The 14493-nt window shown below is 40.8% G+C and carries 10 protein-coding genes and 1 pseudogene; 7 read left to right on the top strand and 4 right to left on the bottom strand.

Translation table 11 applies throughout. The annotated features are described in order from the left end of the window. Positions 1–127: 127 nt before the first annotated feature. A pseudogene (locus Phpb_RS22300) lies at positions 128–457 on the bottom strand (helix-turn-helix domain-containing protein); the annotation flags it as partial. Here Phpb_RS22300 and Phpb_RS22295 point away from each other — a divergent pair. Together Phpb_RS22295 and Phpb_RS22290 are read left to right on the top strand one after the other, a co-directional pair. Beyond that, positions 444–650 carry a hypothetical protein gene (locus Phpb_RS22295; protein WP_065392278.1) on the top strand — a complete coding sequence of 69 codons (207 nt, stop codon included), beginning with the start codon at positions 444–446 and terminating at the stop codon, positions 648–650. The pseudogene Phpb_RS22300 and the gene Phpb_RS22295 overlap by 14 nt on opposite strands. After that, positions 647–2041 (top strand): bifunctional metallophosphatase/5'-nucleotidase, encoded by a 1395-nt coding sequence (locus Phpb_RS22290; protein ID WP_240492656.1) that lies wholly within the window; start codon positions 647–649, stop codon positions 2039–2041. The genes Phpb_RS22295 and Phpb_RS22290 overlap by 4 nt, the downstream gene beginning before the upstream one ends. A 104-nt stretch (positions 2042–2145) precedes the next feature. On the opposite strand, the gene yiaY is transcribed toward Phpb_RS22290, so the two are convergent. Further along, a complete protein-coding gene (gene yiaY, locus Phpb_RS22285; protein WP_065392277.1) occupies positions 2146–3297 on the bottom strand; it encodes an L-threonine dehydrogenase in 1152 nt (383 codons plus the stop codon). 297 nt (positions 3298–3594) lie between these two features. Between yiaY and Phpb_RS22280 the strand changes: the two genes are divergently transcribed. The 3 genes from Phpb_RS22280 (at position 3595) to Phpb_RS22270 (ending at position 6668) form a co-directional block, all read left to right on the top strand. Continuing rightward, positions 3595–4086 (top strand): YbaK/prolyl-tRNA synthetase associated domain-containing protein, encoded by a 492-nt coding sequence (locus Phpb_RS22280; protein ID WP_065392276.1) that lies wholly within the window; start codon positions 3595–3597, stop codon positions 4084–4086. A 494-nt stretch (positions 4087–4580) separates the two neighbouring features. After that, positions 4581–5201 (top strand): beta/gamma crystallin domain-containing protein, encoded by a 621-nt coding sequence (locus Phpb_RS22275; protein WP_036777938.1) that lies wholly within the window; start codon positions 4581–4583, stop codon positions 5199–5201. A gap of 837 nt (positions 5202–6038) precedes the next feature. Then, positions 6039–6668 carry a beta/gamma crystallin domain-containing protein gene (locus Phpb_RS22270; RefSeq protein ID WP_065392275.1) on the top strand — a complete coding sequence of 210 codons (630 nt, stop codon included), beginning with the start codon at positions 6039–6041 and terminating at the stop codon, positions 6666–6668. A gap of 181 nt (positions 6669–6849) precedes the next feature. On the opposite strand, the gene gndA is transcribed toward Phpb_RS22270, so the two are convergent. Further along, positions 6850–8256 carry an NADP-dependent phosphogluconate dehydrogenase gene (gene gndA, locus Phpb_RS22265; protein ID WP_065392274.1) on the bottom strand — a complete coding sequence of 469 codons (1407 nt, stop codon included), beginning with the start codon at positions 8254–8256 and terminating at the stop codon, positions 6850–6852. A gap of 246 nt (positions 8257–8502) precedes the next feature. Here gndA and Phpb_RS22260 point away from each other — a divergent pair, with 246 nt between their 5' ends. After that, positions 8503–10074, top strand: coding sequence for a TerC family protein (locus Phpb_RS22260; RefSeq protein ID WP_065392273.1), 1572 nt, complete (start codon positions 8503–8505; stop codon positions 10072–10074). Between the two features lie 351 nt (positions 10075–10425). Here the strand turns inward: Phpb_RS22260 and Phpb_RS22255 are convergent, their stop codons facing one another. After that, on the bottom strand, positions 10426–10998 hold the full coding sequence (locus tag Phpb_RS22255) for a recombinase family protein (protein WP_065392272.1): 573 nt from the start codon (positions 10996–10998) through the stop codon (positions 10426–10428). Positions 10999–11167: 169 nt separating this feature from the next. On the opposite strand from Phpb_RS22255, the gene Phpb_RS22250 reads away from it, so the two are divergent. Continuing rightward, positions 11168–14176 (top strand): Tn3 family transposase, encoded by a 3009-nt coding sequence (locus Phpb_RS22250; protein WP_065392271.1) that lies wholly within the window; start codon positions 11168–11170, stop codon positions 14174–14176. Positions 14177–14493 lie beyond the last annotated feature (317 nt).

The following is a 14493-nucleotide window of genomic DNA, read 5'->3' as shown; positions in this document are numbered from 1 at the left end:
GACTCAGCGTCATGCTTTTCACCTCTCCGGTCATTTCACGGTGCAGACGGGCTTCTATCGGCGATAATTTGGGTATTTTTATTGCCCCATCCAACACCTTCACCCCGACACAATGATAGCTGGACTGCCTGCCATGCTTGCGTTTGAATGTCGGGAAGCGCGCTTTCAGCTTCGGATTAAAAAAGTGGGAAAACGCCATATCGAGGTTAATCACCGCCTGCTGCAAGGCGATGGAATCATACGCTTTGAGCCAGGCATACCGGCGGGACTTTTTTGCCACTGACAGTAAGGGCTTGAGGTCTTTACGCGGGCTGAGGTTCACCCCGTGGCGTTGATAAGCGTGCTTCTTGATGTGGAGCGCCTTGTTGTACGCGAAACGGACCGCACCGAACTGAGCATTGAGATAATCAGCCTGTTCGGGTGTCGGGTAAATGCGGACTTTGGTGGCTCTTAACATCATCAGCGCTCATCGGGATAGTTTATGTATTTTAACCGCTTTTTGGGGCCGTGTCCCCCCCGGGCTGCCAGTGAACGTGATGGTTAATAACCTGAAAGCCCTGCGGGCTTTTCGCCTTATATCACCGCCCGCATTGGGCGAGGGTTTACGGCGGATTTTGCTAACAATATCGTCGTTGGTGCTGGCGACATGATTGGGGCAAGCCCGTTACTCTCCTCAATGTTCCATGACGAACCCACGATCGAAACACTATCCAAAGTAGGTTTGGCAGCGACTGCTGTTGGCAATCATGAGTTTGATAAAGGTAAGAATGAGCTGTTGCGTAAACAGAATGGCGGTTGTCATTCCATGACTGGTTGTCAGGGGCCAGAACCATTTACCGGGGCGAAATTCCAGTATTTAGCAGCAAATGTCACCGTCAATCAAACAGGTAAAACTCTATTTCCTGCATATATCATTAAAAAGTTTAAAGACATTCCGGTGGCTTTCATTGGTCTGACTCTGGAAGGTACGCCAGAGATCGTGACGCCACGAGAAACCGAAGGTTTGAGCTTTGCTGACGAAGTTAAAACCATTAATGCTTTAGTACCTGAGCTACAGAAACAAGGTGTTAAAGCAATAGGCGTTCTGATTCATGAAGGTGCTGAACAAAAAAGTGATGGCAAGCCGATTGATGTGAATGCCTGTAATGCTTTAACCGGCGAAGTGTTGAATATTGTTAATCAACTGGATAAAGAGATTGATTTCGTCATTACTGGTCACACGCATCAGGCATATAACTGTGTGATTAATGGTAAGCCTGTCACTTCCGCGCAAGCTAATGGCGAGTTAATAACTAGCTTGGATCTAAAACTGGACAGATCCACTAAGGATATTGTGGATTTTAAAGCAGAAAATATTTGGGTTGATAACCGTAAATATGAAAAAGATCCAGAAGTAACAAAAATATTGGATGCATATGAAAAAATAGCCGCTCCATTGGCAAACCGGGTCATTGGTAAGTTGGATAGCGACCTGAATAGGCAAACTAATCGTGCTGGTGAATCTTCACTGGGTAAAGTGATTGCAGATGCACATTTGTATACTGCTGCATCTAAAGAGAGTGGCGGCGCCCAAATTGCATTTATGAACAGCAGCGGTATTCGTGCTGACATGACTAGCGGTGAGGTAACTTACAATGCTATCTACGCTGTTCAGCCATTCTCCAATATATTATTAATTAAGACATTAACCGGCGAACAAATTAAACGTCTGCTGGAGCAACAATGGGAGCGCTCACGCCCACAAATTTTAGTGATTTCTAATGGCTTTGAATATCAGTGGAATAGCACCAAACCAATCGGCGATCGTGTTATTGCCAGCTCGATAAAAATCAATGGTAAGCCTGTTGAATTAAATGTAAAATACCGTGTAATTGCTAACGAATTTCTGGCAACAGGGGGAAGTAATTTCTCTGTATTTAACGAGGGTATCGATCCTATATATAATGTGCCAGATGTTGACGCTGTAATAAAATATTTCGCTGAAAAATCTCCTATTACTTATCCTAAACAAGATCGTATCGTTAATGTGAGCGAAGAATAATTAATAGCCTATTTCAACAGTCACACGAAAAAAGGTCATCAGGCGACGTAAACATCTACGTCGCCTTTTAGTCACAATTCCTCGCATGAAGAGAACACCAAAAATCACATAGCAGCTTTAAAGATCGAAACAATTTCCTCGTGGGTAGCCTGAACTGGATTAGTCAAACAACATATATCTTTCAAGGCATTAGTTGCTAACTCTGGTAAATCTTCTGGTTTGACATTCAATTCAGCCAAACCAGCCGGAATGCCAGTATCTTTTAACAACTTACGAATTTCAGCAATACATGCCACAGCCCCTTGCTGATCATTCATAGCGCTTACATCTACCCCCATTGCAGCGGCGATATCTTTCAAACGTCCCGCAACTGCTTTAGCGTTGAATTCTTGAACGTGTGGTAACAAAACAGCATTACATATACCGTGTGGTAAATCATAAGCACCACCCAATTGGTGAGACATTGCATGAACATACCCCAGTAATGCACTATTAAACGCCATGCCCGCCAAGAATTGTGCATAGGCCATGTTTTCACGTGCTTCTATATTGCTCCCATCTGCGACTGCCTGACGTAAAGAGTGACTAATCATCGAGATTGCTTTCAGTGCACAAGCATCCGTTATTGGGTTAGCCGCAGTAGAAACATAAGCTTCAACCGCATGAGTCATTGCATCCATTCCAGTTGCGGCGGTTAACCCTTTCGGCATGCCCACCATCAATTCTGGATCGTTCACAGACAAAACAGGTGTTATTTTCTTATCAGCAATGGCCATTTTAATATGGCGCTCAGTATCGGTAATGACACAGAAACGTGACATTTCTGACGCAGTACCCGCAGTCGTATTGATAGAGATTAATGGCAAATGTGGTTTAGATGAACGATCAATACCGACATAATCCCGGATATCTCCCCCATTGGCAGCAACCAACACAATAGCTTTTGCACAATCATGTGGCGAACCACCACCTAAGGAAATAACGCAATCGCTATTATGCTGACGCAGAATATCCAAACCTTCCTCAACGTTAACTATCGTCGGATTCGGATGGGTTCCATCATAGATTTCACTCTCAATATCAACATCAGATAATAAAGCTTGAACTTTTGCTGCCACTCCAATTTCATTTAAAACACGATCAGTCACAATCAATGCTCGTTTGTAACCATCACCTTTCATCGTATTTATCGCTTTAACCAAACAACCCGCACCAAACATATTTACTGATGCCATAAAAAAAGTCGTAGTCATCATTGATAATTCCTTAATATTAAAATAATTTTAGAATGAAAATATATAAAAATTAAAATTTAAAAATCACCTAATGGAATTACAGATCATTGCTCTTGCAACAAACATAAATAATAGTTCTATTTAAACCATATAATTCAAAAAATATAAACATATACATCGGTAGAGTTAGATGATGTTTATTAAAATAGTATTTGATAATTTTCCCTGTTGGTAATATATGTAATTAGCAATATAATAAATACAATAATCGATAAGATTAATATATCAATTCACAAAATTATTACTTAGGAGTTTATTTTGCCCTCTAACGAAATATTTAACCGCCTGACTGCACTACTCGATAATCATCATGCCAGCTATCGGGTGATGGAACATCCAACCGCCGGACGTTCCGAAGAAGTTGCAAAAATCCGTGGTACGCAACTTGGACAAGGAGCAAAAGGGTTAGTTTGCCATGTTAAAGGGGAAGGGTTCCGTCAATACATACTCGCTGTACTGCCTGCGGATCAACAAGCCGACCTCTCTTCACTGGCAAAACATATCGGTGGCAACCGTGCCTCACTAGCAAGCCCTAAAGAGGTTTTTGAACTGACTCAATGTGTGTTTGGCGCTATTCCACCTTTTAGTTTCCATCCAGATCTGAAACTAGTCGCAGACCCTTTATTGTTTGAACGTTTCGATGAACTGGCTTTTAATGCCGGCAGCCTTGAACGCTCTGTGATTCTTAACACTCAAGATTATCACCGAATTGCACAACCTGAATTAGTGAGTTTTCACCGGGTAGAATAAATACCATTGTGAAAAATGATATTTGTCAAATAGCCTATAGAAATTAGGCTATTTAAGATAATATTCTAAATATATTCATTTAAAGTGGTGACTATCCTGCACCCATAAATTTATATCACGAGATAAAGTCATTATTATTGCCACATTATATAAACATTAAACAGAGAGGTATAATTATCAAATACCATGAATATCTAATTATTCACTAATGAGCCATATACAAAAAATTATCAATTACATTAGGGGATAATTCCCTACCCCAATGAAGGTGTCTTTTGATAGGAATCTTCAATTATTTTTAATTTCAGAATCTTTATTTCAATTATCAGCACAAAATGATATGTCAATTATATTGGCGTTATATTGGCAACAATTTAATATGCCTATTCATTATATTTTATTAAATACAAGAACCCACACTCACTGTATTCTCATATCGCTTTCAAAAAGAAAGATGACGTTTTTTCAAAATAAAGTTTAAGGAATAGAAAAATATGACTAATAAGTTAGTTACAGGTGCAACTTTTTTCGACAGAAAATACTTTCTGGGTGAAGCGCACCATTATCCAGAAAATGATGTTATTATTCCACTGCCTTATGATCTCAACGACAGATTCCGCTCAGTAAGAGTTGGAACATTATCAAAAGTTTATGCATGGCGTCATCAGAGCGATTGTGAACCAGGTCAACGCTATCGTGAATGGGAATACGATCATCCAGATATCGATAGAGAAATTAGAGGATTATCTAAGTTCAAAGTAGCACCAAAAGATACCTGTCTGGTTGCATTAAGACTTATTGATGATACTTATTCAGGTATTAAATTCTCAATGTTCACGAATACACATTGTGTGGGTCCAGTTGAAACAACAACTGATGATGATTATGCACTGGTTGGTATACTGCCATTTGAGACCGAGTTAGTCACTGCCATTGCAATAAGAAATACCAGTACTGGAGTATATATTAATAACGGATCATTCTATTTCTATCGTGATGCAAATGGTGTTGTTACTATTGATGAGAAAGCTAATTTCCCTAAAAATCTCAGAATAGTTAATGTAGGTGGTAATCGTTTCGATATTCATATTATCAGTACCGATTTTTCTAACTAATCCGGTCATAATGTAACAATAACTAACCATTGTTTTCAGACAGGCTACGTTCTGAAAATTTAAGCAACACCGTTGCGGAATATCATCAAAACCCGCAACGGTGTATTCATTTCTACCAAGACAATAAATTTTTAACAATTAATTAGCCATTCTATGTTATTCATTTTTTTTCATAGAAATTTATAACTAAAAAATTAAATAGTCATTTGATTAAAAGAATATTCAATTGATACCCACTAGAAACAATAATCATAAGCTATTTACTTTGAGATAAATACTTTTCTAACAATTAACTCTAAAAATTATAGAAAAATACAACCATTATATTATTACATATCTACCTCTAGGTATTTTCATAATATTATTAATAAAAAACAATCTTATAACATCTACTCAAAACACCAAACATGAAAAATATTCACAATTAAATTGAATACCAAGCCTAAGATACAAGACTCACTATAAGTATCAAATTTTCATATTTCAAACAGTCAGTTTGACTATATTAATATTATTATCAAGATATTATTCGGCATTTTTTAAACAGCTTTACTTTATACATTTTTATGCTAATTTTAATATTAATCTATCGAATATTATTCCTTTATTGACCGGATATATCACATCTAAAGATAAGGAGCGAATAAATTATTAGTAGCAAATATCATATAGAAAAAGCCAATTTGTAAAAATAGTAGAAACGAGCAAATACTATATACTTCGCATTAATACAATCGGGTATACTTCCAGAAAAACATTACATAGGAGTTTATTAATGGGAACATTTTTTTCTTGGCAACCTATATATTACTTACATCAACTTTAAGGAGTGAAAGAATGACAGAAGAATTAATTACCGGCGTCACATTTTTCGAAGAGAAAAACTATCAGGGTAAGTCACATGATTACCCAGAACTCGATAAAATTATATCGCTCCCTTCCAATCTTAACGATAAGTTCCGTTCAGTAAAAATTGGCAAGTTATCAAAAGTCCATGCATGGCGCCATTATAACGATCCAGAGAGTAAATATTATGAGTGGGTAGTCGATAATCCAGATATCGATAGAGAAATCAGAGGATTATCTAAATTCAGAATTATGCAGAAAGATACGAAACTGGTTGCACTAAGAATCATCGATGATACTCATTCAGATATAAAATTCTCTATGATCGTCAAGATATTTAATGGAGAAGAACAAGAAACAATCGACGTTAACGCAATAACAGATGATAATTATACTGTCGTTAACGAACTATTGGTACAGAAAGAGATAGTCACTTCAATTTATGTAAGAAATGTCAACACCGGAGAATATATTAGTAACGGGTCATGCTATTTTTCTTATGATGCTGTCGGTATTGCAACTGTCGATGAGGGCCTCAATTTCCCTAAAAACTTGAAGCTGGTTCATGTAGGGAATAATCGTTTTGATTTTCACATTATCAGTATTGATCCTATTGTTTAATCCGGGATTAATGTGACAATCATCACACTCAGATAAGTCATATTCTGAAATTCAGGCTACGCCGTTACAGTACATTTGTTAAAAAGCCGTAACGGCGTGCTCCAGACAATCGCGGAAATTAAAACCGCATCATATCTGATGTGGCCTCTTCACGTTCCTGGTCAATCGATAATACTTGGGCTTACTCCATCCATTCAGTATGGAAAACCCCCTCTTTATCAGTACGCTTATAAGTATGAGCACCAAAATAATCACGTTGAGCCTGAATTAAATTAGCGGGCAATACAGCAGAACGATAACTATCGTAGTAAGAAATAGCAGCGGAAAACGTGGGAGTTGGGATACCATTTTGCACACCATACGAGACGACATCACGCAACGCCTGCTGATATTCATCAGCAATTTTCTTAAAGTAAGGCGCCAACAACAGGTTAGCAATATCCGCATTTTCGTTATATGCGTCAGTAATTTTTTGCAGGAATTGAGCGCGAATAATACAACCCGCCCGGAAAATCCCGGCAATCTCACCGTAATTGAGATCCCACTGGTACTCATCAGATGCCGCTTTCAATTGCTGAAAACCCTGAGCATAGGAGACTATTTTACCCAAATAAAGCGCACGGCGGACTTTCTCAATAAATTCGGCCTTATCACCTTCAAATGGTTGTGCTTCCGGCCCACTCAAAATTTTAGCTGCGGCCATTCGCTGATCTTTTAGAGAAGAAATATAGCGGGCAAATACCGATTCTGTGATCAATGTCACTGGAATACCTAAATCCAGAGAGCTTTGACTGGTCCACTTACCCGTACCTTTATTTGCTGCTTCATCTAAAATCACATCAACCAAATATTGGCCTGTTTCATCTTTCTTACGGAAAATATCAGCAGTTATTTCAATCAAATAGCTGCTTAATTCACCGTTATTCCAGTCAGTGAAAATCTCAGATAGTTCTTCATTGTTCAGATTTAGGGCGTTCTTCAGTAAGGAATAGGCTTCAGCAATAAGCTGCATATCACCGTATTCAATGCCATTGTGAACCATTTTCACATAATGGCCGGCGCCATCCGGCCCAATATAGGCCACACAAGGTTCACCTTCGGCTTTAGCCGCAATCTCTTGCAGAATTGGCGCTACCAATTCATACGCCTCTTTTTGACCACCAGGCATGATAGATGGCCCTTTCAATGCCCCCTCTTCACCACCGGAAACCCCAGTACCGATAAAATTAAATCCTTGAGCAGAGAGCTCGCGATTACGACGGATAGTATCCTGAAAATAGGTATTACCCCCATCAATCAAAATATCACCTTTATCCAGATATGGAGTCAACGAAGCAATAGTTTTATCAGTTGCTTCACCAGCCTTAACCATGAGCAGAATACGGCGCGGTTTTTCCAGTGAATTGACAAATTCTTCGATAGTGTAACTTGGAACTAATTTCTTCCCCGGATTTTCGGCGATCACTTCGTCAGTTTTATCACTTGAACGGTTAAATATAGATACGGAATAACCACGGCTCTCAATATTGAGTGCCAAGTTACGCCCCATCACCGCCATACCGACAACACCAATCTGCTGCTTGGACATGAATAACTCCTGTCTGATGATAATTCGGCTCACCAATATATATTAGTGTGCAATTTGTTAATGTGATCACATGTTAACTCAGGATGCATCCTAATGGATAGTTATTGGTACCACCGATGCCGCTACACCTCATTTTTTGGAAAAAACTTCCCAAGATGAAAAATCAACTATTGAAATTTGATGAGGCAATGCCCATTATTCATTATTCGGCATAAGCCGTCATAATTAGAAGGTAAAACAAACTGTATGGAATGGATCGCTGATCCGACGATATGGGCTGGACTGGTTACTCTTATCGTTCTAGAAATTGTCCTTGGAATCGACAACTTGGTCTTTATTGCCATTCTGGCAGATAAACTTCCTGAAAAACTAAGAGACAAAGCAAGAATTACAGGTCTGAGTTGCGCATTACTGATGCGTGTCGTACTGCTTTTTAGTCTTTCCTGGCTGATAACGCTAACTCATCCATTAATTACGCTTTGGGAACATCCGTTTAGCGCCCGCGACCTGATTATGCTGATAGGCGGTCTTTTCTTACTGTTCAAAGCGACAATGGAGCTTAATGAACGACTGGAAGGTAAAGATACCCACTCAGGACAACAGCGCAAAACATCTAAATTCTGGACGGTTGTCGTGCAGATAATTGTCCTTGATGCTGTATTTTCACTGGATTCAGTGGTTACTGCTGTTGGTATGGTAGACAACATCGGTATCATGATCGCGGCAGTCACCATTGCGATGTTCCTGATGATACTGGCAAGTAAACCGCTGACCACTTTCGTCAATGCTCACCCGACTATCGTTATTCTCTGTCTGAGCTTCTTGTTGATGATCGGTTTCAGTCTGGTAGCCGAAGGTTTTGGTTATCACATACCAAAAGGTTACTTGTACGCCGCTATCGGCTTCTCCATTATGATTGAATCCTTAAACCAATTCGCTCAGTTTAACCGCCGCAGATTTCTTACTGCTTCCCGTTCACTACGTGAAAGAACAGCCGAAGCCGTTTTACGTATCCTTAGTGGTAAGCATGAAAACGCAGAATTGGACAATCATACATCTAATCTGATTTCTGATAATCAGGAAGTGTTTGATCCACGAGAACGTCAAATGATCGCCAGAGTTCTCGGCATGGCACAACGTAATGTCAACAGTATCATGACTTCCCGTCACGACGTGGAATACCTTGATATTCATGCACCAACCGAAAATTTGACGCAAATACTGAGTAAAAGCCCTCATACACGCATTGTGGTAACTGATGAAAATATCAGTGACGAACCATTAGGTGTTGTCCATGTCATTGATTTATTGAATCAACAGCTCAATCAACAGCCTTTTGATTTACACTCGCTGATAAAACAGCCCCTGATTTTCCCTGAACAGCTTTCTCTACTTCAAGCATTAGAGCAGTTCCGCCAGGCACAAACTCACTTCGCGTTTGTTGTCGATGAATTTGGTTCTGTGGAAGGTGTGGTAACTTTGACCGACGTAATGGAAACTATCGCGGGTAATTTGCCGGTAGATGGCGAAGAAACTGATGCCCGCCATGATATTCAAGCGACTGAAAATGGTGGCTGGATCGCCAATGGCTATATGCCTCTGGATGATTTAATCCTTTATGTCCCTTTGCAACTGGATGAAAAACGTGAATATCAAACCTTGGCAGGTTTATTGATGGAACATTCACAACATATTCCACAACAAGGCGAGCAATTACAGATTGATAATTATCTGTTTGAACCGTTGGAAGTGACCAGTCACCGAATTAATAAGGTAAAAATCACCCCTCTGGCGTCAGAGGAAGAAAATAAAGAATAACTCAGTGTTATTGATCACTAATCATATTTGCCATCACTGAGTTTTTCCTCGGAAACAAAATAAAACCCGGTCAGTTTAAACTGTACCGGGATTTTTTTAACTTTTGCTATCAACACTATATGTGGAACTACTATATGTGGAATTACCATATACTGAACTACTATATGCGAAACTATATGCGGATACTGTTAGTGATTTATCTAACAATATGAAGTAACTTTGTATTTAGAACAAAAAAACATAGCTTCTCAATTCAATAAACTTCATATAAACTTGTCAACCAATAATACTATTCATTAATTCAACAGGATACTATACGGGGTCTGAAGCCCAACCGTACGAAAACGTACGCTAAGTACGTTTTTTAACCACATTTGCTGAGGCTATATATTTGTAAAGCGTTGGCCTCGATACTCCCATTAACTCGCAAATCTGCGCAACAGTATGTTTTTTCTCATTATAGAGTTGGACAGCCAAAGCCTGCTTATCCTTACTCAGTGCTTTCGGACGCCCACCTTTACGCCCTCGGGCACGTGCAGCTTGAAGCCCTGCATAGGTTCTCTCCCGCGTCAGATTGCGTTCAAATTCAGCCAGCGCACCAAAAAGATGAAATATCAACATGCCTGAACTGGATCCTGTATCGATAGATTCTTGAAGACTTTTTAAACCGATATTTTTTGATTCCAGTTGATTAACCATTTCAATCAAATCTTTCAATGAACGGCTCAAGCGATCCAGCCGCCAGATCACCAAGGTGTCTCCAGGACGGGTAAATTTAAGTACAGCCTGTAGCCCAGGACGTTCCGCTTTAGCTCCGCTAATCTGGTCTTCGAATATTTTGTAACACCCTGCCACTTCAAGTGCATCTCGTTGCAAATTCAAATTTTGGTCATCAGTGGAAACACGGGCATATCCGATTAGCATGTTTTCATCCTCAAAGTAGCAATATACTCGTTGTTTTTTAAGTAATATTAACATTGATTTCTTTATCGAGTATATTAACAATAGTTTATCAGCTTTCTCGCTTCAATTTAAAATGGGAAATCAGAGTAAAGAAAACGACCGTTTTCTTTACTCATACAGGGGGATAATTTTGCCAGCCGATTTTTTAAACGCGGAACAACGAGCCAGTTATGGCCAGTTTTCTGGCGAACCTAATGAGGTTCAACTTGCCCGTTTCTTTTTGTTGGACAAAGCGGATATGGATTTCATTAATAATCGGCGCGGTAGGACAAACCGCCTCGCTGTAGCATTGCTGATCGGATGTGTTCGCTTTCTTGGCACATGGCCTCATGAGCTGTCATTAATTCCAACTAACATTCAATGGTTTGTTGCAAGACAGCTGGGAATATCAGACATAGGTGTTCTTTCTGAATATTCAAGAAGAGAAACCACATTACGTGAACATCAGGCTCTGATACGACGTCGGTATGGTTATCATGATTTTACCTGGCCGTGGACCTTTAGACTAAGCCGATTGCTTTTCACCCGCAGTTGGCTCAGCAATGAACGCCCTGGGCTACTTTTTGATCTAGCGACCAGCTGGCTTTTGCAAAACAAAATACTATTGCCTGGCGTAACCACGTTGACTCGTCTGATATCGGAAATTCGTGAAAAATCGGCAACCAAGCTCTGGACTCGCTTATCTAGCATGGTCTCAGAGGCGCAGCGCCTACGTCTTGAAGAATTATTAAGGGTACCTGATGGTGTACGAACCTCATATTTTGACCAGTTGAGAAAAGGTCCTGTAGTCATCAGCGGTCCAGCATTTAACCAGGCTGTAACGCGCTATCTGAAGTTAAAAGCGTATGGAATGCAAGACCTGGATTTCACCAGTATACCTCCTGTGCGTTTCAATGCTCTAGCGCGGTATGCTGGTTTGATTTCAGTTTATAAAATAGCCCGAATGCCATCTGATAGACGAACAGCAATGCTGATTGCATTTGTCCGATCGTACGAAATTTCAGCGCTAGATGATGCACTTGACGTTCTTGATGGCGTCATTACAAATATCGGGCAAGAAGCGAAGAAAATTGGGCAGAAAAAACGACTGCGGACACTGAAAGATCTTGATAGGTCGGCTCTAGAGCTAGCAAATATTTGCTCAGTGCTCCTAGATGAAAATATCGACAGTGAATTACTTCGTTCAACGATATTTAGAAAATACCCTCCGGCTAGGCTAGCAGATACTATTACCTTTATAAATGCCATTGCACGTCCAGCAGACACAAATTTTCACGATGAAATGGTGGAACAATACGGCAGGGTTCGTCGCTTTCTTCCTTGTATGCTGGAAAATATCGTATTCAGTGCTGCACCTGCCGGTGAAATAACTCTGGAAGCTCTACATTATCTTACGGCAATCCAGTCAACTCGGAAGCTGCATATTGATGATGCACCAATAGCGATAATTACGGGTCCATGGAAACGGCTCTGCTATGGTAAAGATGGGCATATATCCCGACAAGGCTATACTCTATGTGCGATAAATAAATTACAAGATAGTCTGAGACGGAGGGATATTTTTGTCCAACAGAGCGAACAATGGGGAGATCCCCGCGCTAAACTTCTTCAAGGACAGGATTGGTATGCCAACAGAGTGCAAATTTATCGCTCCCTTGGGCACCCTCTAAACGCTGTTGAGGCCGTCAGCGCTCTGACCCGACAACTTGACACAGTGTATCGGCAGGTTGCTAAAAACTTTTCTGATAATAAGGCTGTTTCTCTGGATTTTAGCGGAAAACGCACAAAACTCACTATTGCTCACCTGAGTGGGCTTGATGAGTCGCCAGCGCTTAAATCGCTTACGGAACGAGTATCCGGTCTGCTCCCTGTTGTTGACCTCACTGAACTTCTTCTTGAAATTAATGCGCATACTGGGTTTATTGATGAATTTTCTCATGCTAGCGAGGCTGACGCACGCATGGAAGGTCTGACAGTCAGTATCTGTGCGGTGTTGCTGGCTGAGGCTTGTAACATTGGCATTGAGCCATTTATACGCCCGAATATTCCGGCGCTTACTCGGCATCGTCTGAACTGGACGCGGCAAAATTATCTCCGAGCTGAAACACTCGCAAGTGCTAATGCTAGGTTGGTTGATTATCAGTCAACACTCCTTCTGGCTCAGAAATGGGGTGGAGGTGAAGTAGCCTCAGCGGATGGTATGAGGTTTATTGTTCCAGTTCGGACAGTGCACGCAGGACCGAATCGAAAATATTTTGGCTCCGGGCGGGGCATAACCTGGTACAACTTCGTCTCAGATCAGTACTCTGGATTCCACGGCATCGTTGTTCCTGGTACGCTAAGGGATTCAATATTTGTTTTGGAAGGATTACTGGAGCAACAAACAGGATTAAACCCAAGAGAAATAATGACTGATACGGCCGGCTCCAGCGATCTAATCTTTGGGCTTTTCTGGTTGTTAGGCTATCAGTTTTCTCCCCGTCTGGCTGATGCAGGGGCCTCCGTGTTTTGGCGTGTAGATAAAGATGTGGATTATGGCGTGCTAAATGATCTTGCCCGTAGCATAGCCAATACGCGGAAAATAGAACAACACTGGGATGACATGATGCGGATGGCTGGCTCGCTGACGATGGGTAAAATTAGGACGTCAGTGGCGATCCGTTCATTGCTCAAAAGCGATCGCCCTTCAGGTCTGACGCAGGCGATTATCGAAGCAGGGAAAATAAATAAGACGTTGTATCTGCTTAATTATATTGATGATGAGGATTATCGTCGTCGTATCCTGACCCAATTGAACAGGGGTGAAAGCCGACATGCAGTCGCCAGAGCGATTTGCCATGGACAAAAAGGTGAAATCAGAAAGCGCTATCAGGACGGACAGGAAGATCAACTGGGTGCGCTAGGGTTAGTGACTAATGCTGTCGTACTTTGGAATACCATCTACATGCAGGCTGCACTGGATCATTTGCGTAATGAAGGTGAAACTATTAATGAAGAGGATGAGGCCAGACTTTCACCACTGAAGCACGCGCATATCAATATGCTAGGACATTACACATTTACATTGGCGGAGCAGGTAACAAAAGGTCAGTTAAGACCTCTTAAGCAACCGGAAGAAACAGATGAATGGGTTCAGTAAAATGTACATTGTATAAGGAGAAAATTCCTATCTGTTCAAAAAATGTACTTAGCGTACGTTTTCGTACGGTTGGGCTTCAGACCCCTACAACTGGAAGAGGTTCGATCGGCGCTGAAAGATTCGCAGGAAGAAACCTAGAGCCTACAGGCCGAACTGCTCCCATCAGACAACAAAAGGGAAGAAAGGGGAAATTGCATGAATGTAACAGAAGCTGTTGCTGCATAAATGCCCCACACTAATGAGATGGTCGCCCTCACCCTGTTAGCGATATATTGACAGCGTGTGATTTATTTTTTTAAGAGGCCATCATCATGAAC

The sequence above is a fragment of the Photorhabdus namnaonensis genome (genome assembly GCF_001684335.1).
GTDB lineage: Bacteria > Pseudomonadota > Gammaproteobacteria > Enterobacterales > Enterobacteriaceae > Photorhabdus > Photorhabdus namnaonensis.
The sequence above is the reverse complement of the archived record's forward strand: the minus strand, read 5'-3'. Positions and strand labels throughout refer to the sequence as shown.

What these genes read in the sequence shown, in the direction of transcription:
- Phpb_RS22290 (WP_240492656.1), top strand. Translation starts at nt 647, where the DNA reads ATGATTGGGGCAAGCCCGTTACTCTCCTCAATGTTCCATGACGAACCC.
- yiaY (WP_065392277.1), bottom strand. Translation starts at nt 3,297, where the DNA reads ATGATGACTACGACTTTTTTTATGGCATCAGTAAATATGTTTGGTGCG.
- Phpb_RS22275 (WP_036777938.1), top strand. Translation starts at nt 4,581, where the DNA reads ATGACTAATAAGTTAGTTACAGGTGCAACTTTTTTCGACAGAAAATAC.
- Phpb_RS22270 (WP_065392275.1), top strand. Translation starts at nt 6,039, where the DNA reads ATGACAGAAGAATTAATTACCGGCGTCACATTTTTCGAAGAGAAAAAC.
- gndA (WP_065392274.1), bottom strand. Translation starts at nt 8,256, where the DNA reads ATGTCCAAGCAGCAGATTGGTGTTGTCGGTATGGCGGTGATGGGGCGT.
- Phpb_RS22260 (WP_065392273.1), top strand. Translation starts at nt 8,503, where the DNA reads ATGGAATGGATCGCTGATCCGACGATATGGGCTGGACTGGTTACTCTT.
- Phpb_RS22255 (WP_065392272.1), bottom strand. Translation starts at nt 10,998, where the DNA reads ATGCTAATCGGATATGCCCGTGTTTCCACTGATGACCAAAATTTGAAT.